We start from the raw sequence: 16272 nt of genomic DNA on the forward strand, positions 1-16272 counted from the left end.
CCTGTCCCGCCGGGACGGTTCTCTTAACAACACCATATAGATTTTTTGTACGCCGCCGCCCGCCATCGAGCAGAGTTTTTACACCTAATTGGGGATGAAACAGCTCATGGCTGGCGGCGGTGTCGCTCTGGTGGGCATCACCCTCATTCCTCTGCTGTCTGGTCTGTTCGGCTAAGAGCCGCAGGCGGGTTTTCCCGCCTGTACATACGCAATCGCTCTATCTTTGCTGTGGATAACAGCCCTTTATCATAAGGAGCGCATTGCGGTACGAATCTCCACCCATCAATGAAAGGCGGTGTCTTATGCAGTTTTTGACCCACATTATTTTTCTCCTGAACCTTCTCAAGACCCTCATCAACCACTTCAGCTAAGGACGGTGACTGAATGGAAACCGTTCTCAAAGCCATTGCCGACTGGATCAAAGGCATCCTGACGGCAGGCATTATGTCAAACCTTTCCGGGTTGTTCGATGATGTGAACACGCAGGTGGGAAACATCGCACAGCAGGTGGGCACTAAGCCCTCCAGTTTTGAGCCGAGAGTGTTCGCCATGATCGAAGCCCTCTCTCGGAATGTGGTGCTGCCCATTGCAGGCATCATTCTGACCTTCATCGCCTGTTATGAACTCATCGAGATGATCACCCAGCACAACAACATGGCGCAGTTTGAGCCTGCCCTCATCATGCGCTGGATTTTTAAGACCGCTGTTTCGGTCTGGCTCATCAGCAATACTTTTGATATTGTGATGGCGGTATTCGATGTCACCCAGAAGGTAGTGTCCGATTCCAGCAGCATCATTGCCGGAAACACCCGTGTCAACGACATTGGGCTTTCCATGCTGCAATCCAGCCTGATGCAGATGGATGTCGGACCCCTGTTCGGGCTTTTCCTGCAAAGTTTCTTCATCGGCATCACCATGCGCATCCTGTCCATCGTGATTTTTGTCATCGTCTACGGAAGAATGATTGAAATTTACTGCATGGTGAGCCTTGCTCCCATTCCCATGGCAACATGGGGCAACCATGAACAGTCGCACATGGGACAGAATTACCTGAAATGCCTGTTTGCGCTGGGCTTTCAGGGGTTTCTAATCTTGATTTGTGTTGCCATTTATGCCGTTCTGATACAGTCGGTAGCGATTTCCGGGGATGCCATCAACTCTATCTGGAGCATTGTGGGCTACACCGTTCTGCTCTGTTTCAGCCTGTTCAAGACCAGCTCCGTGACAAAATCTGTCCTCGGAGCGCATTAAAGGAGGTGCTTTATTGGCTGCTTATATTTCCGTTCCCCGTGACCTGACGAAAGTGAAATCGAAGGTCGCATTCAATCTGACGAAACGGCAACTGCTTTGTTTCGGCACAGCGGCTCTCATTGGAGTGCCGCTGTTTTTTGTTCTCCGGGATTCCGGCGGCAACACTGCTGCCACCCTCGGCATGATGGCGGTGATGCTGCCGGCGTTCTTCCTTGGGATGTACGAGAAAAACGGTCAGCCCTTGGAAAAGCTGCTGTCGTACTATGTGCAGTCCCGGTTTGTCCGCCCGAAGATTCGCCCCTACAAGACCAACAACTACTATTCGATTTTGATGAAGGGAGGCGTGACCCATGATCCCGTTTTGGAAAAAGACCGGTAAGCACAGCAAGCCCCAGTCTGCGCAGAAGCGCAGGCAGAACACAAAGCCTGCTGTTCCCCGGACCGCCCAGCAGTCCATCCCCATGCAGCGGATGTTCGAGGATGGCACCTGTCGGGTGAAGCCCAACTATTACACCCGCACCATCCAGTATCAGGACATCAATTACCAGCTCGCCCAGCAGGAGGATAAGACCGCCATTTTTGAGGAATGGTGCAGTTTTCTGAACTTCTTCGACAGCTCCATCAAATTTGAACTGTCCTTTGTGAACATGGCAACCGACAGCACCGAGTTTGAAAAGAGCATCCGCATTCCGTTCCAGAAGGATGGCTTTGACGATGTTCGTGCCGAGTATTCCCAGATGCTGCGCCAGCAGCTTGCCAAGGGCAATAATGGTCTGACCAAGACCAAGTTCATCACCTTTGGCGTGGAGGGCGAGAGCATGGCACAGGTCAAGCCCCGGCTTGACCACATCCAGAATGACCTGCTGAACAACTTCCACCGGCTGGGTGTGCAGGCAAAGCCCTTGAACGGTGCCCAGCGGCTGAAACTCATGCACGATATGTTCAATATGGACGGTGCCAGCAAATTTCATTTTGACTGGAAAGACCTTGTGAAAAGCGGACTTTCGGTGAAGGATGCCATTGCGCCCACCGCCTTTGCCTTCAAAAACTCCCGGACGTTCCAGATGGGCGGTATTTTTTGTGCCGCCAGCTTTCTGAGCATCACGGCATCCGACATCAGCGACCAGCTGCTGAAGGATTTTCTGGACATGGATTCCAGCCAGATCGTCACCATGCACATCCAGTCCGTTGACCAGAACCGTGCCATCAAGACGGTGAAGCGCACCATCACCGAACTGGACCGCAGTAAGATCGAGGAGCAGAAAAAAGCTATCCGTGCCGGGTATGATATTGACATCATTCCGTCGGATTTGGCAACTTACGGACGGGATGCGAAAGCCCTGCTCAAAGAGTTGCAGAGCCAGAACGAGCGGATGTTCCTAGTCACTTTTCTGGTGCTGAACACCGGGCGCACGGAACAGGAGTTGGAAAACAATGTCTTTCAGGCCAGCTCCATCGCCCAGAAGCACAACTGCAATCTGTGCCGGTTGGATTTCCAGCAGGAGCAGGGGCTGATGAGCAGCCTGCCGCTGGCAGATTGCCAGATCGAAATTCAGCGGGGACTGACCACCAGCAGCACGGCCATCTTCATTCCGTTCACCACACAGGAACTTTACCAGTCTGGCAAAGAAAGCCTGTATTACGGCCTGAACGCCCTGTCCAACAACCTCATCATGGTGGATCGTAAAAAGCTGAAAAACCCGAATGGCTTGATTCTCGGCACTCCGGGAAGCGGCAAAAGTTTCTCGGCAAAGCGTGAAATTGCCAACGCCTTTCTGGTGACGGACGATGATATTATTATCAATGATCCCGAAGGCGAATACTCGCCGCTGGTGAACCGGCTGAAAGGTCAGGTCATCAAAATCAGCCCCAACAGCACCCAGTTCATCAATCCCATGGACATCAATGCCAACTACTCCGAGGAAGATAACCCGCTTTCCCTGAAGGCTGACTTTATTCTTTCTTTGTGTGAACTGGTGGTGGGCGGCAAAGAAGGGCTACTGCCGGTGGAGAAAACCGTCATTGACCGCTGTGTGCATCTGATCTACCGCAAATATTTTGCGGACCCCTGCCCGGAGAATATGCCCATCCTTGAGGATTTGTACAACGCCCTACTCCAACAGGACGAGAAAGAAGCCCATCATGTTGCCACCGCACTGGAAATCTATGTGAAAGGCTCCCTGAACCTGTTCAACCACCGCACCAATGTGAACGTCAACAAGCGCATCGTCTGCTATGACATCAAGGAACTGGGCAAGCAGATGAAGAAACTCGGTATGCTCATCGTGCAGGATCAGGTCTGGGGACGTGTCACCGCAAACCGCAGCAGCGGAAAGTCCACCCGGTATTATATGGACGAGATGCACCTGCTTCTGAAAGAGGAGCAGACTGCGGCGTATTCCGTGGAGATCTGGAAGCGTTTTCGCAAGTGGGGCGGCATCCCGACCGGATTAACACAGAACGTGAAAGATCTTCTTTCTTCTCGTGAGGTCGAGAATATTTTTGAAAATTCCGACATGATCATCATGCTGAATCAGGCGGCAGGAGATCGCCAGATTCTCGCAAAACAGCTCAACATCTCGCCCCATCAGCTTTCCTATGTGACCCACTCCGGCGAGGGCGAAGGGCTGCTGTTCTTCGGCAATGTGATTCTGCCCTTTGTTGACCGGTTCCCCACCGATCTGGAACTCTACCGCATTATGACCACCAAGTTGGGTGAAGTCTCGGAGGGTGCGCAGAAATGAGTGAACCGAAGCTGAACATCAAAGAGGAAGAAATATGTCGGTACGCCCTACGTCTGGGGCGGTTCCACCCCGAAACCGGCTTTGATTGCAGCGGCTATGTCTGCTGGGTCTACAACCAGAACGGCTACGATGTGGGCAGAACCACCGCCAACGGATTATGGCAGAAAAGCCAGCACATTTCCGAAGCAGAAGCAAAGCCCGGTGATCTGGTGTTCTTCAAGGGAACCTATGACACCCCCGGTATGAGCCATACCGGGATATATCTCGGCAACGGGATGATGGTGTCTGCCGGCGATCCAATCAAGTACGCAAACATTCACTCGTCCTACTGGGAGCAATATCTCGCAGGTTTTGGACGGCTTTCAAAATGAAACGGAGGATTATTTATGGGTGAAAGACTGGAAAGACTCAAGGTGATGCTCAAAAAAGAGCAGGAACGCCGCATCAAGCTGAACAACCGCATTGCGATTCTGGAACGGCGCATTCAGGAGGAATCGGCGGCAGAGGTTGCCGACATGGTGCGCACTGCAAACGTGACCCCGGAACAGCTTGCGATCCTGCTGCGGCAGGCGGCAACTACGCCCCCGACCCCGGCTGCACTGTCCGCAGTCGGCGCAGAATTCGACAAGGAGGATATGGAAAATGATGATTAAGAAATTCGGCGCACTGCTGCTGTCGGCGGTGCTGTGCATTGGCATTGCGGTTCCCGCTTTTGCCTTTGAGGGCGATACTGCCACGGTGGAACAGCCTGTTCTGCCGGAAGTCGTGGAGGAAGATGTTGTCACCATCACGGATGAAACCTCCGGCGCACTGACCCCGGAGGGCAATCTGACGTTGGTGGACGATTACTACACCAATTATTCGGATGGCAGCGGCCAGCAGTTCATCACGCTGGTGTCGAAGTCTGGTGCGACATTTTATCTGGTAATCGACCGAAATAGCAAAGGCGCACAGACCGTACACTTTATGAACCTGGTGGATGAAGCCGACCTTCTGGCTCTGATGGAGGAAGAAGCTGCCGATGCCTACACTGCGGAAAAAGAAGCGGCGGCACAGGCGGAACTGGACAGGCTGAAAGCCGAGGAAGAAGCCAAGAAGGCTGCGGAAGCAGCGGCGTCATCCGGCACGGAACAGCCCAAGGAAAATAAGGTCACAAAAATCGCATCCGGCTTTCTGGGCGTGGTGGTGCTGATTGCGCTGGCGGCAGGCGGCGGCTTCTATTTCTATCGCCAGCAGATGCAGAAGAAAAAAGCCGAAAAAGAAGCCCTTGACCCCGATGCAAACTACACCGAGGACAAGGGCGATTTTGAGATCCCCACCGATGTGCCGGACGAGGACGAAGCCCCGGACGAGCAGGACACTGAACCCATCTGATTTTAAGGCGGCGTTTGCCGCCGTACATAATTACGATTCAAATCGTCCAGATTGGAACGATATAGTTGTCCCGGTCGATCACGCCGACTTTGGGCTTCATGCAGACAATGGCACCTTTTCCGCGCGGAACGGATGCCTTGTCCAGCAGCGAGAACACCTTTGTCAACTCTGTTCCGGGATTGGAGGTCTTTTTGATCTCGATGGGATTCAGGACGCCATCCTGCTCCAGCACGATGTCGATTTCCTTGGCATCCTTATCCCGGTAATAGTACATGAACGGCTCCCTGCCGGTGTTCAGATAGGTTTTGGCGATTTCGGAAACGACATAGTTTTCAAGAATTGCCCCATTCATGGCACCGCATTCCAGAACCTCGGCACTGCTCCACCGGGTCAGGTAGCAGACCAGCCCGGTATCGTAGAAATAGAGTTTCGGAGTTTTTACCAGACGCTTCAGCAGGTTGTTGGAGTAAGGGTGCAGATAGAAAATGATTCCAAGCGTTTCCAGAATGTGCAGCCAGTCTTTAGCCTGTTTCTGGTTGATGTCCGCATCCTGCGCAATGTCCGAAACGTTCAGCATCTGAGAACAGCGGGCTGCAACCGCCGTCATAAAACGCAGGAACTTCAACGCATCAATGGCATCTGAAAGCTCTTTGACATCACGTTCGATATAGGTAGACAGGTAGCTGCTGTAAAAAATCTGACTGTTCGTATTCTTTCCGCTTGCAATGGCCGGCATGGAGCCTTGATAGATCCGCTCAAAAATGCCCTTGGTGTCCACCGACTTGCTTTGTCTCTCCCGCTTCAGCAGGTCATCCAGATCAACCCGGAACGGCTCTGTTTCCGCTCCGTTCAGCTCCGACTGCGAAAGCGAGGTCATGGACAGCACGGCAACACGCCCTGCAAGAGATTCCTGTACTCCGCGCATCAACTTGAACACCTGCGAGCCGGTCAGCCAAAAGGCCCCCGGCTCCTGATGGGTGTCGGCATATACCTTAATATAGGTAAATAGCTCCGGGGCGTACTGTACCTCGTCGATCAGAACCGGTGGCTTATGCAGCTGCAAAAACAGCTCCGGGTCATTTTTTGCCAGTGCCCGATCGTTCAAATCATCCAGTGATACATAGCCACGGGAACTGCCCTCCATAAGCTTTTTCAGCATAGTCGTCTTGCCAACTTGTCGGGGACCCGTCACAAGAACGACCGGGTATTCCTGTGTGACTTGCTCCACAACTTTTTCCAGACTTCTTTGAATATACGCCATCTCATTCACCGCCTTTATGCTTCGGCTGATTTTTCTTGCAATTCCATTTTAGCCGAAACGGTTGTAACTTGCAAGCACATTTTGCAATCCATAGAAACTTATAGAGGAGTTGATGCTTATTGCCTTATCGCTTAGTTGTCAGCGAAAAGCCCTCCGTTGCGATGGCTTACGCAAAAGTCCTTGGTGTAACCAATCGCAAAGACGGCTATCTGGAGGGCGGCGGCTATCTGGTCAGCTGGTGTATTGGTCATCTGGTGGAGCTGGCACCGCCCAACATCTACGATGAAAAGTACGTCAAGTGGAGCATTGCCGATTTGCCCATCCTGCCGCAACAGTGGCAGTATCTTGTGTCTGCATCCACCAAGAAGCAGTTTGGTGTTCTGAAAGACCTGATGAACCGCCCGGATGTTGACAGCATCGTCTGCGCGACAGATGCAGGATAGTGCGGTTGGGTGACTCAAGAGAAAGAAAAAAGAGACCTCATCTCGTCAAAAAACTAAATCATAAAAGCATCAAAGAGGGCATTCAAATGAAACAAAATCGAATTTTTGACCAGAATAGTTCTCAAAAAGCACGTTCTTGGCACTATAATATGGACACCAACCGAGCGGAAGCCCAGTTCGCTGATGGCTCTGCCATTGCCATTGACTGCCTTGCCATCGAGGACGAATACGGCAATACCCCGGCACAGCGAGCTGAACTTGATTGGCTACTATACAACAAGCCCTTGGAGTGCGTCCAGCTTGTGCTGAGTGGTGAGATTGAGCATTATCTCTCACTTGGCTGTGACCATGGCAAACTGAAAGACTAACCTCTAAATAGGCCAAACAACCCGCTACTTGCAGTCGCTGCAAATGGCGGGTTGTTTGCTTATTTTAAGTTTTTCCTTTGCTCATAGTAGTGCAAAATCAATGTAGTGCAAAATCAATGGCCCAACGGTCAAAGAAATCACAAATATCAGGCAAATCTACTGGTTTCTTATAAATGTCATTCTAAAATTCAATGGATTTTGCTATTTCTAGCACTTGTTTTTTCGACACGAAAGTCGATTTAACCCTATATTTTATGTATCTCTCGATGATTTCAAGTTTGCCATTTTGGGGGCTTGATTATTGAGAAAATTCTAAATTCCAAAAAGGTCTATCATTTTCATCAATCGCATCGTTATTGAGAATAAGCACTGCACCACCACTTAACAGAGGAGGCAGCTGTAAATAGCTTATATTATTTATTGAGAAAATGAAACGCTATTGCAACAGTTGAATACTGTATATTTTATCAAATTGATACGGATCTGATAGCAACACCTTACCGTTTGATATCACAAGAATGCTTTCGCCTTCTTTAAGATACGACAACTGAAGATTTCCTTTCAAGTAGTTTGATACGCCATAAATTATATAATTGTCATCCGTATCATATAATTGATTTTTTGCAGTCGCATAAATACAATTGTTCTTCAGGTCAACTTCTTCAATTATAAGTTCCGATTTTTTTCTTCCGAATGTATTCGATTGAAATAGAATGCAGAGAACCACTGCCACAAATGCTATGCCAACCATAATCTTCCGTTTGCATTTCATTTTATCAACCTCTGTATGAAAGGAACAGCGTATAAAGCGATTGTGTTATTCTCAATGCCCCTGTATAAGAAGTTGGATATGAAGAACCATCAATTGTGCTTCCATCTTTATGGATTCCGATAGCTACATACCCAGCTCCAGAAATATATTCTACAAGAGGACCACCACTAAAGCCACCTGTCAAATCCCAATCGCCCTTGAGATATTTTGAAGTCTGACTTCTAATATACCCAGAAGATTTACACATCCGATATCTCGCATCGGCACCATTTATTTGGCTCGGATAGCCATAAGCATACACCAACTGTGATGATGAATAATTGCTAGACTGCCAATGTAACCCAAGCCATCCCGTTTTCGTTCCTAAATTATTCTTGAGCGTAATAATCGCCCAATCCTCCGAACTTGTTCCAGCAAGATAAGAATCACTAACAATCATCGAACTTGCCGATACATTTTCGCTTCCAAAAGGTTTACTATTATCAGATCGAGCAGGTGCGACATTTACCGACTTAACGTAGGCTTTTTCCTTTATACTGTATAGATTATGTGCTGCTGTTGCAAGTGCATTAGGCCCAATCATAAATCCAGAACCATAATTTGTCCCTCCATTATTGGTCGTTATCTGTAGGCATACCGTACTACAATATGGTGTTGCCGTTGGATTATCAACAACAGTGATATCATTGCTTCCGATAATCGCATACAGATCGGATAGATCAATATCCGAAATCTTTCCATTTGGAAAATAGCCTGCAGTTGTCTCTCCATCCGTGAAGGAATTGGTTTCAACTATAATTTCCTCTATAGATTCTTCTTTTGTATCAAAATCGTATCTATGGTATCTCTCGATATGAGATTTGCTTCCATCACTTTGATTATCTGCAAAAGCAGTCAGCCCAGAGTTAAGCTCCATTGAAGAAAGAGCCACAATCCCACTTGCTTTCAAAAAAATTCTACGAGATATTTTTTCACTAGCTATTTTAATTTTCCTTCTTTACTTTTAGAGTATACACAAGATTTCTTATACATCAGTTGCTCTGCATTGGAAACACCTCCGTAAAATTTTTCATACGTTAGAGCCATCCTTATTTTAGATTTCAACTTTTACTTTCGCAAAAAAATAAATACCACTGATTTTTTATCCAATAGCCGTGCTAAGATTTATCTCTATGGGATTCAACACATGCGTCTGCTGGCACAACCAAGCCCAATTATTCACTGTAGTAGTAAACAAGTCGTCATAGTTGTTGTCATATGCAAAATCAAATGTGTCATGAACGGTAATCAAGTAATACATTATAGAATTACCAATCATGAAGCCTGTTCCAGAGGTGCTTACCCTATGCAATGCATAGAATAAATCTGCATTATCAGACTTTTGAATTGTAAAAGACCAACTTCCTCCACTAAAATCTTTCAAGCCACTATTAAGTACTTTGTTTTTATAATTATTAAAAACTGTTGTCGTGTTTAACTTGTCAAGCAATGGCGTCGAAGAATCCGTCACACTCTCAGAATAGTCAATATTATATACAGAGAATTCAACCATAAGAGCCGCACATTCATATCCCTTATCCCGTGCAATTTGCGCAGCTGCCAACCATGCAAGCTGTGTATTATTTAACAAATTTCCAGATGCACGTGTTTGATCTTCATCTTTCATCTTATCGATAAACTTATTTAATTCATCTATCGACATTCCCGAAAAATCAACATGATACTTATCATTCATGCTTTGAATAACAGGATTGCTAGCTTTACGGCTGCTTATGTTAGCAGCATAAGACACAGTATTTATCGAAAACAAAAAACACACTGAAAGAATTAATGATACGAACCTCTTCATAACGAACCTCCTTAAATTCTGTACTCTACTATATAAATTGTGTGCTTCTCATCATCCCAGACAACGAGACTAAAATTCACATCTTCAGAATGTAAAAGCAATGTATTCATTTCGGCTTCCGAGCGTAGTTCCTTATGCTGACTATTATCATAAAGAAAAAAATTTCCACTTGCAATTTCAGGAATCACAAAATCTAATCCAAAATATGACGACACATTTTTTAATATAGAAGATATGGTTGGAGAATCATTAATTTTCTCCCATGAATCGAGTTGATGAATAATTTTGGCTGCATCCACATCGTAGTATACCGCTAACATTATCCCATCATTTTGCAATCCGCCATAAGCCTCATATATCAACGATTCAGAGTATGTTGCTTTTCCAATTTTGAATTGTTTCAAATAATCTCGTTTTTCATATTTGCTTTTTCTTCCAAGCATAAAGCCCAAAAGCAAGCACAGTGCGACTATAGCTAGGTATCGGATAACTCGCGTTGGTCTCGCCTTTATAATTACCTCACACCTTTCTAACTTGCTGAAATATATAACAAACTCCACTTATCTACTGGTACTTCCGGTAATGGTTTCGCTCCGTCCATCGGAATAGCTAAAGGTCGCAGAATACTCAAGCCTATAAGATTTTCCGGGCTTAGTGTTAAAGCTACTGCTCACCATGCAGGTTGAGGTCGTGCTGCTGTTTGAGCAGCTACTTACTTTTTGCCATGTTCCAATTGTCCCCTTTTCATAGAGAACGCCTGAAACGCTGATTTTCTTTACTCCAGTTCGAGTCTGGGCATCAACCTGATAGTATGTTTGGTAAATAGATCCGTTGACCGTACTATCGCCTACATACCGTTCAGACTTTTCAGCGGCCATTGCGGTGCAGGCAAAGCTCAAGAGAATCACCGCTGAAACAACAATGGACAACAAACGCTTTTTCGACATAGACATACACCTCCGTTTTTTTGCTCCCATCAAGAGCCTTTGTATAATCAACGCAATTCGCATTCGCTTCGTTTCAATTTTCAGGAGAAAATTTTTCAAATTTTCCATCTTTGTAAGTTCAGACAAAAAGAAAGCCAGACATTTGTGAACTCTCACAAGTGTCCAGCTTTCTTAACGGATACCTTCCGCAATTTTCATAATCTCATCGTATGGAATGTTTCCCATAACGGTATGTGTAATCCCCCGATGTTCCCAACTTAGAGTATAAACATTCTTTCCATGTTCATCCGTACTGGTTCCAAGTACACCATCTGCTTCTCCGACCTTTACGGTTTCGTACACTGTATGCTCATTATCAAACAGGGACTGCTGCCCTGGCTGGATAATTGAGCAACGGACTGTGTAGCTTTCCTCTGTTTCTTTTGACGAGTAAACATGTAAAAAGTTTTCTGCTCGCTCAAATTTCTGCACATCGTCCATTTCAAAGCCGTTCGGCACATAATGGTCGCTGTATCCATCCGGGAGCCACTCCAGCGGTTCGCCATCCACCTGATAAGTCAGCTGCATCTCAATGGGCAGAAATTTTTGAATCATCGTATAGACTGCCCTGCGGAAATCAGCGCTGACCGCAAGAGCACCAACCGTCAGCATTACGAGTGTCAATGCCGCAATTAGTACTCGTTTCAACACTGGGTGGTGCTTTTTCTTCTTTAAGGCCTCTGTCATTCGTTCGTCCCATTGGGACGTATCTGGGTAGATTTCCTCAAACTGCTTTGGCGTTGGAAGCGAATCCAGTTCTCTTTGCGCATCTGCACGAAGTGCCATCATCAAAGCCGCATCAAATGAAATGTCTGTCCGCTCACTCATGGCTGTTCATCTCCTTCCATAATAGTTTTCGTCCTCGAAAGAGCCGTGTTCGTACCACTTCATCCGTTAATCCCAGCGATTTTGCAATCTCACGGTTTGTATATCCCATTGCCAAAAGGCGTAGCGGATCACGGTACATCGGTTTCATTTGGCCAATCAGTTCTGTTAGACGTTCAATGTTATCGGTGCTAACTGCTGCATCATCCGGCACCGGAGCGGCATCTGGTTCGTTTGGGACATCTTCCAGCAATTCTTCTCGTTGTTTGCGAAGCATATCATATGCACGGCTTCTACTACAACTAACGAGATAAGCAGCGAGTTCGTGACAGTTTTCTCGATGAATTTTAGAAAAATTTTTTGCAACGTACAAAAATACCTCTTGTAGCACATCCTCTGCCAGATACGAATCATCCATGATTTTGTAAGCGGTATGGTAAACCAGCCGTTTGTATGTATTGTACACCTCGGTAAAATCTTCTTCAAAGTTTCGATCATCAAGCACACTTAGATATAACGCAAGCAACGCAGTCACCTCTATTCACATTGATTGTGTGTAGTGTACCACGAACCAATAAAAATGTCGAATACAACCAACTTTTGAAAAGGAGCGTGATGCCATTGACCCAACCGAAAACCGATCTCGCCTATCTCCGCAGCGAGAAAGCCAAAGCAGAACAGCAGCTGCGCTACTACCAGCACCGGGAGAAAATTCTGGAACACCAGATACCGGAGCTGACCCGCAAGGCCCGTGTGCATCGGCTGTGTACCCGTGCCGGAATGCTGGAAAGTTTTCTGATTGCGCCGGAAGAACTCACCAACGATCAGGTGATGGAGCTGCTGAAAATCTCGTTCCGCCAGCCTGAAGTCGTGCTGGCACTTGCAAAGATGGTGCATGATGTTCACGAACGCAGCAACGTCCAAAAACCTTTAGAATAAAGGGCGCAATTATACACCGTTCCGGTGAAATTGCGGTCTTGCAGACGGCTCGATGAAATCGAAGCTGGCGTTTGTGCGCCAGCCCGATTCCATCCCAAGGAAAACTGCATTTTCCTTGCGCTGCTTTGCAGCTATCCTTTTGCGGCTCCCGCCTGAGATCGAAGCGCATGGCACTCCGTTCTAAGGCGGCGAGCAAAACCGAATACAATTCCAGACCGTTCACCAAGAGCAATCTTGCTGGGCGGTCTTTTTGTTTGGGGGTGATGCCTATTCCGTGTCCGCATTTCAAAATTACCATCGTCAAGCGCAGCCAAGGGCAGTCCGCTGTTGCCGGGGCCGCTTACCAAAGCGGCGAACGGCTGTTCAGCGAGTACGACCAGAGAACGAAATTCTACAACAAGAAGAAAGAACTTGTCCACGCTGAGATCATGCTGCCATCCTATGCGCCGCCCGGATATGCAGACCGGGCGACCCTCTGGAACGCCGTAGAAGCTGTGGAGAACCAGTGGAACTCCCAGCTTGCCCGGCGCATCGTGCTGGCGTTCCCGGTGGAGGTGCCGAAAGAACGGTATCTGTCCATGATAAAGGAGTTCTGTCAGGAGCAGTTTGTTTCCAAAGGGATGATCGCTGACTTCGCCATCCACGACAAGGAGATGGAAACCCACACGCCCACATTCTGCTGACCATCCGGGCAATGGATGAACACGGCAAGTGGCTTCCAAAAGCCAGAAAGGTTTACGACCTTGACGAGAACGGCGAGCGCATCCAACTTCCCTCCGGCAACTGGAAATGTCACAAGGAGAACACGGTGGACTGGAACGACCAGAAGTACGCCGAAATCTGGCGGCATAGCTGGGAAACCATCACCAACCGCTATCTGGAAGCAGCTGGCAGGCCAGAACGTGTTGCCCTGCGCTCCTTTGAGCGGCAGGGCATCCAGCAGATACCGACCGTGCATCTCGGCCCCGCTGCACACCAGATGGAAAAGCGTGGAGTAGAAACCTTTCTCGGCAATCTGAATCGTGATATTCGAGCCGCCAACAGCCTGATGCAGTCCATCCGCAGTGCCATCCGTGGGCTGCAACGCTGGATCGCAGACCTGAACGAAAAGAAGCAGCTTCTTCTGGACGCTCTGGAAAAGGCAAAGGAACCCACATTGTCCGACCTTCTGGTGGACTATTTCAATCTCCGCAACGAACAGCGCAGCGATTGGTCTGGCAAGGCAAAACTGAAATGCACAGTCCGGGACTTTGAGGAAGTCAAACAGACGGTGGACTATCTGAAAGCCCATTCCCTGAACACCATCGAGGATTTGAACCAAGCCATTGACAGCTTAAACCAGACCGCCGCCCCTCTCCGCAGGCAGTTGAAGCAGAACGAGAACCGGATGCGTTCGATTGCCCAGATCAAAGACGCTGCCGCCGTCCATGCCAAGCTGAAGCCCATCCACGATACCTTTATAAAGAAGAACTTCAAGCTGACAAAGAATGCCTATGCCAGCCAGCACAAGGAAGAACTGGACGCTTTCAATAAAGCTGTCCGCACTCTGATGAAACTGAACGGCAGCACAGCGGTAGATTTTTCGGCATTGGATGCCGAATTTTCTGCGCTGCAATCCAGCAGCGCAGAACTGCGTACCCAACTGGAAACCTTGCAGCCGGACATCTCCGCCCTGAAAAACATCCGCAAATATATCGACATGGTGCTGAATAAGCAGCAGCTTTCCGCACCGGGCGGTAAGATGCCGGAGAAGGAATCGGTGCTGAAACAGCTGGAGCAGCTTCAGCAGCTTCAGCAGAAAAAGTCCAACTACAAAACGATTTCTACCACCCCAAACCGCGAAGAATCGCTCTAAACGATCTTTCTGTCACCGATATGCCGTTGCAATCAGTGGCAGAAGTACATAATTCATTTGTTTTTTGCTGGCTTTTGGCTATTCTCGCTGGCTAGTGAGTAGAGGCGTACTTTTAAGGCAGAAATTTTCTCCAACACCCCCCATTTTAGGCCACTTTTTCTGTTAATAGTAGAAGCGCCTCTTTGAAAGCCGGTCATTTGTGACCTTTTTGTTAATTCTCAAAAAGATGGTTGTCTTTGGGCTGTTTTCGTTGCCTACCTATTGAGAGGATTTTTTCAAAAGCGGAGATTTGGTCTCAAGAATTACAATTCAATTACAAGTTTCTCACCAATGCTACGAAACAGGCGTTCTCGATGCCTACCAAGTGTAGGGCATCTTTTTCAAGACCATTCTCGGACTATTATGACGTTTTGTTTACAAAATTGCTTGCAATGCTACGAAATGGCCTTTTTCATCGGCTACCAAGTAGAAGGATGTTTTTCGTCCGTCAAAGTCCAGAAATCTTCCATATGTTCCTTGACAAGTGAATAGTTCAATCGTCCGGTACTTCACAAAAGGTACTTCTGTAACTCGCAGCCCGGTCATAACGAAGACGGGGTGGCTGAAATGCCAATGGTGCGGTGCAAGCCCGCCGCCGGACGATTCCCCACTCCTAGGGAAGTCGAGGACCAATATGGGAGACCTTAACTTATTAACGCAGTTGAGCACTTGTTTCGTGCTTTTCTGCGACTGGAGAATTGGAACCCTCCAATTCTCGTTACATACTCTTTGTTCCTGATTTCTGCTTCAGCTGGAGGTGATCAACATTTCAGAATATCTTACCACGCAAACTCCGCTGCCGCCGTTTCTCCCATACCCATGCTTCCTTTTGGAACTTGACCTGAGTCAGACTGCAAAAATGACTTATGTGTTGCTACTCGACCGTGCCACACTCTCGCAGAAAAATCTCTGGATAGATGAACGTGGATTCGTGTTTGTCATTTTTACGATTTGCTCTTTGGCTGAGCAGCTAGGGCGCAGCACTGTCAGTGTTTCCAGTGCGCTTAAGGAATTGGACGCTGCGGGATTGATTGAGCGCAGACGAACGCGGTTTTCTTCGCCCAATCACATCTTTGTGAAAATTCCAAATGTTGAATAGTTCTGCGTTTTTCACGATTCAAGAACCGCCAAAATCACGATTCTGTGATGCAGATTCTTAATGGCATCTGCAAAAGATATTTTTCCTATGCAGTATAGCAGCCTTTAAGACTGTATCGAAGAAAACTTTCACCTAACCAACGTAATAAAACAAAAAGAGAAAAACGAATAGAATCCATCCATTCCTTTCCGTATTTGCACCACATGAATGAGGAGGTCTGCCCTTGAACAAAGAAAAATCTGAGAAGAAGCCCACCACACGCAAACGTGCGCCGAGAAGTCCGAAGTCCGTGCGCCTGATCGTGGAACGCCATTATATCGGCAATGTGCCGATGAATACGCTTTTTCAGCGGCTTGTGGAAGAAGAAATTCGTAAAACTGCCGAATCGTATCTCGCCGCTGGCTAATTGGACGTTTTACTGCGGAAAAGGGCTTGCATCGTCACGCAACATCCGCTACAATGTGATT

Annotated in this window: 16 protein-coding genes and 4 pseudogenes; 13 read left to right on the forward strand and 7 right to left on the reverse strand. The window is 47.6% G+C overall.

All coding sequences use genetic code 11. The features are described from left to right. Positions 1 to 91: 91 nt before the first annotated feature. From PXT33_RS12245 to PXT33_RS12275, 7 genes and pseudogenes are all read left to right on the forward strand, one after another. Positions 92 to 175: pseudogene (locus PXT33_RS12245) on the forward strand (Maff2 family mobile element protein); the annotation flags it as partial. Positions 176 to 384: 209 nt separating this feature from the next. Next, on the forward strand, positions 385 to 1251 hold the full coding sequence (locus tag PXT33_RS12250; protein WP_347070334.1) for a VirB6/TrbL-like conjugal transfer protein, CD1112 family: 867 nt from the start codon (positions 385 to 387) through the stop codon (positions 1249 to 1251). Between the two features lie 13 nt (positions 1252 to 1264). Further along, a complete protein-coding gene (locus tag PXT33_RS12255) occupies positions 1265 to 1630 on the forward strand; it encodes a PrgI family protein (protein WP_347070335.1) in 366 nt (121 codons plus the stop codon). Next, positions 1602 to 3995, forward strand: coding sequence for a VirB4-like conjugal transfer ATPase, CD1110 family (locus tag PXT33_RS12260; RefSeq protein ID WP_347070336.1), 2394 nt, complete (start codon positions 1602 to 1604; stop codon positions 3993 to 3995). The genes PXT33_RS12255 and PXT33_RS12260 overlap by 29 nt, the downstream gene beginning before the upstream one ends. A 27-nt stretch (positions 3996 to 4022) precedes the next feature. Then, positions 4023 to 4366, forward strand: a pseudogene (locus PXT33_RS12265) (C40 family peptidase); the annotation flags it as partial. A gap of 15 nt (positions 4367 to 4381) precedes the next feature. After that, on the forward strand, positions 4382 to 4648 hold the full coding sequence (locus PXT33_RS12270; RefSeq protein WP_291016615.1) for a DUF4315 family protein: 267 nt from the start codon (positions 4382 to 4384) through the stop codon (positions 4646 to 4648). After that, positions 4638 to 5369 (forward strand): DUF4366 domain-containing protein, encoded by a 732-nt coding sequence (locus PXT33_RS12275; RefSeq protein ID WP_291016618.1) that lies wholly within the window; start codon positions 4638 to 4640, stop codon positions 5367 to 5369. The genes PXT33_RS12270 and PXT33_RS12275 overlap by 11 nt, the downstream gene beginning before the upstream one ends. Positions 5370 to 5406: 37 nt before the next feature. Here PXT33_RS12275 and PXT33_RS12280 read toward each other — a convergent pair whose 3' ends face one another. Further along, positions 5407 to 6630 (reverse strand): ATP-binding protein, encoded by a 1224-nt coding sequence (locus PXT33_RS12280; RefSeq protein WP_291016621.1) that lies wholly within the window; start codon positions 6628 to 6630, stop codon positions 5407 to 5409. Positions 6631 to 6791: 161 nt separating this feature from the next. Between PXT33_RS12280 and PXT33_RS12285 the strand changes: the two are divergent. Both PXT33_RS12285 and PXT33_RS12290 read left to right on the forward strand, forming a co-directional pair. Next, positions 6792 to 7070, forward strand: a pseudogene (locus tag PXT33_RS12285) (DNA topoisomerase III); the annotation flags it as partial. Between the two features lie 89 nt (positions 7071 to 7159). After that, the gene (locus PXT33_RS12290; protein WP_015536560.1) at positions 7160 to 7441 is read left to right on the forward strand and encodes a DUF6061 family protein; all 282 of its coding nucleotides are present in this window, start codon (positions 7160 to 7162) and stop codon (positions 7439 to 7441) included. Between the two features lie 776 nt (positions 7442 to 8217). Here the strand turns inward: PXT33_RS12290 and PXT33_RS12295 are convergent. The 6 genes from PXT33_RS12295 to PXT33_RS12320 form a co-directional block, all read right to left on the reverse strand. Next, complete coding sequence (locus tag PXT33_RS12295; RefSeq protein WP_005924705.1) at positions 8218 to 9144, reverse strand: serine protease; 927 nt, start codon at positions 9142 to 9144, stop codon at positions 8218 to 8220. A 210-nt stretch (positions 9145 to 9354) separates the two neighbouring features. Further along, entirely contained in the window at positions 9355 to 10062 is a 708-nt protein-coding gene (locus PXT33_RS12300) for a hypothetical protein (RefSeq protein WP_015536562.1), read from the reverse strand. An 11-nt stretch (positions 10063 to 10073) separates the two neighbouring features. Further along, entirely contained in the window at positions 10074 to 10466 is a 393-nt protein-coding gene (locus tag PXT33_RS12305) for a hypothetical protein (protein ID WP_223383318.1), read from the reverse strand. A gap of 156 nt (positions 10467 to 10622) precedes the next feature. Beyond that, entirely contained in the window at positions 10623 to 11009 is a 387-nt protein-coding gene (locus tag PXT33_RS12310; protein WP_223383317.1) for a hypothetical protein, read from the reverse strand. A 171-nt stretch (positions 11010 to 11180) separates the two neighbouring features. After that, a complete protein-coding gene (locus tag PXT33_RS12315; RefSeq protein ID WP_005924698.1) occupies positions 11181 to 11876 on the reverse strand; it encodes a DUF4367 domain-containing protein in 696 nt (231 codons plus the stop codon). Next, positions 11869 to 12408: an RNA polymerase sigma factor gene (locus PXT33_RS12320; protein ID WP_223383315.1), complete on the reverse strand. Its 540-nt coding sequence runs from the start codon at positions 12406 to 12408 to the stop codon at positions 11869 to 11871. Before PXT33_RS12320 ends, PXT33_RS12315 begins: the two co-directional genes overlap by 8 nt. Before the next feature lie 80 nt (positions 12409 to 12488). Between PXT33_RS12320 and PXT33_RS12325 the strand changes: the two genes are divergently transcribed. From PXT33_RS12325 to PXT33_RS12340, 4 genes and pseudogenes are all read left to right on the forward strand, one after another. After that, complete coding sequence (locus PXT33_RS12325; RefSeq protein WP_055191833.1) at positions 12489 to 12812, forward strand: DUF3847 domain-containing protein; 324 nt, start codon at positions 12489 to 12491, stop codon at positions 12810 to 12812. A 269-nt stretch (positions 12813 to 13081) separates the two neighbouring features. Then, positions 13082 to 14667 (forward strand): annotated as a pseudogene (gene mobQ, locus PXT33_RS12330) (MobQ family relaxase). 898 nt (positions 14668 to 15565) lie between these two features. Beyond that, positions 15566 to 15805 (forward strand): replication initiator protein A, encoded by a 240-nt coding sequence (locus tag PXT33_RS12335; RefSeq protein WP_005945119.1) that lies wholly within the window; start codon positions 15566 to 15568, stop codon positions 15803 to 15805. A gap of 223 nt (positions 15806 to 16028) precedes the next feature. Beyond that, entirely contained in the window at positions 16029 to 16211 is a 183-nt protein-coding gene (locus PXT33_RS12340) for a hypothetical protein (RefSeq protein WP_005945116.1), read from the forward strand. Positions 16212 to 16272: the final 61 nt, after the last annotated feature.

This window comes from Faecalibacterium taiwanense (genome assembly GCF_036632915.2).
Lineage (GTDB): Bacteria > Bacillota > Clostridia > Oscillospirales > Ruminococcaceae > Faecalibacterium > Faecalibacterium taiwanense.

What these genes read in the sequence shown, in the direction of transcription:
- PXT33_RS12335 (WP_005945119.1), top strand. Translation starts at nt 15,566, where the DNA reads ATGACTTATGTGTTGCTACTCGACCGTGCCACACTCTCGCAGAAAAAT.
- PXT33_RS12310 (WP_223383317.1), bottom strand. Translation starts at nt 11,009, where the DNA reads ATGTCGAAAAAGCGTTTGTTGTCCATTGTTGTTTCAGCGGTGATTCTC.
- PXT33_RS12325 (WP_055191833.1), top strand. Translation starts at nt 12,489, where the DNA reads ATGCCATTGACCCAACCGAAAACCGATCTCGCCTATCTCCGCAGCGAG.
- PXT33_RS12275 (WP_291016618.1), top strand. Translation starts at nt 4,638, where the DNA reads ATGATGATTAAGAAATTCGGCGCACTGCTGCTGTCGGCGGTGCTGTGC.
- PXT33_RS12280 (WP_291016621.1), bottom strand. Translation starts at nt 6,630, where the DNA reads ATGGCGTATATTCAAAGAAGTCTGGAAAAAGTTGTGGAGCAAGTCACA.
- PXT33_RS12270 (WP_291016615.1), top strand. Translation starts at nt 4,382, where the DNA reads ATGGGTGAAAGACTGGAAAGACTCAAGGTGATGCTCAAAAAAGAGCAG.
- PXT33_RS12250 (WP_347070334.1), top strand. Translation starts at nt 385, where the DNA reads ATGGAAACCGTTCTCAAAGCCATTGCCGACTGGATCAAAGGCATCCTG.
- PXT33_RS12300 (WP_015536562.1), bottom strand. Translation starts at nt 10,062, where the DNA reads ATGAAGAGGTTCGTATCATTAATTCTTTCAGTGTGTTTTTTGTTTTCG.
- PXT33_RS12260 (WP_347070336.1), top strand. Translation starts at nt 1,602, where the DNA reads ATGATCCCGTTTTGGAAAAAGACCGGTAAGCACAGCAAGCCCCAGTCT.
- PXT33_RS12315 (WP_005924698.1), bottom strand. Translation starts at nt 11,876, where the DNA reads ATGAGTGAGCGGACAGACATTTCATTTGATGCGGCTTTGATGATGGCA.
- PXT33_RS12290 (WP_015536560.1), top strand. Translation starts at nt 7,160, where the DNA reads ATGAAACAAAATCGAATTTTTGACCAGAATAGTTCTCAAAAAGCACGT.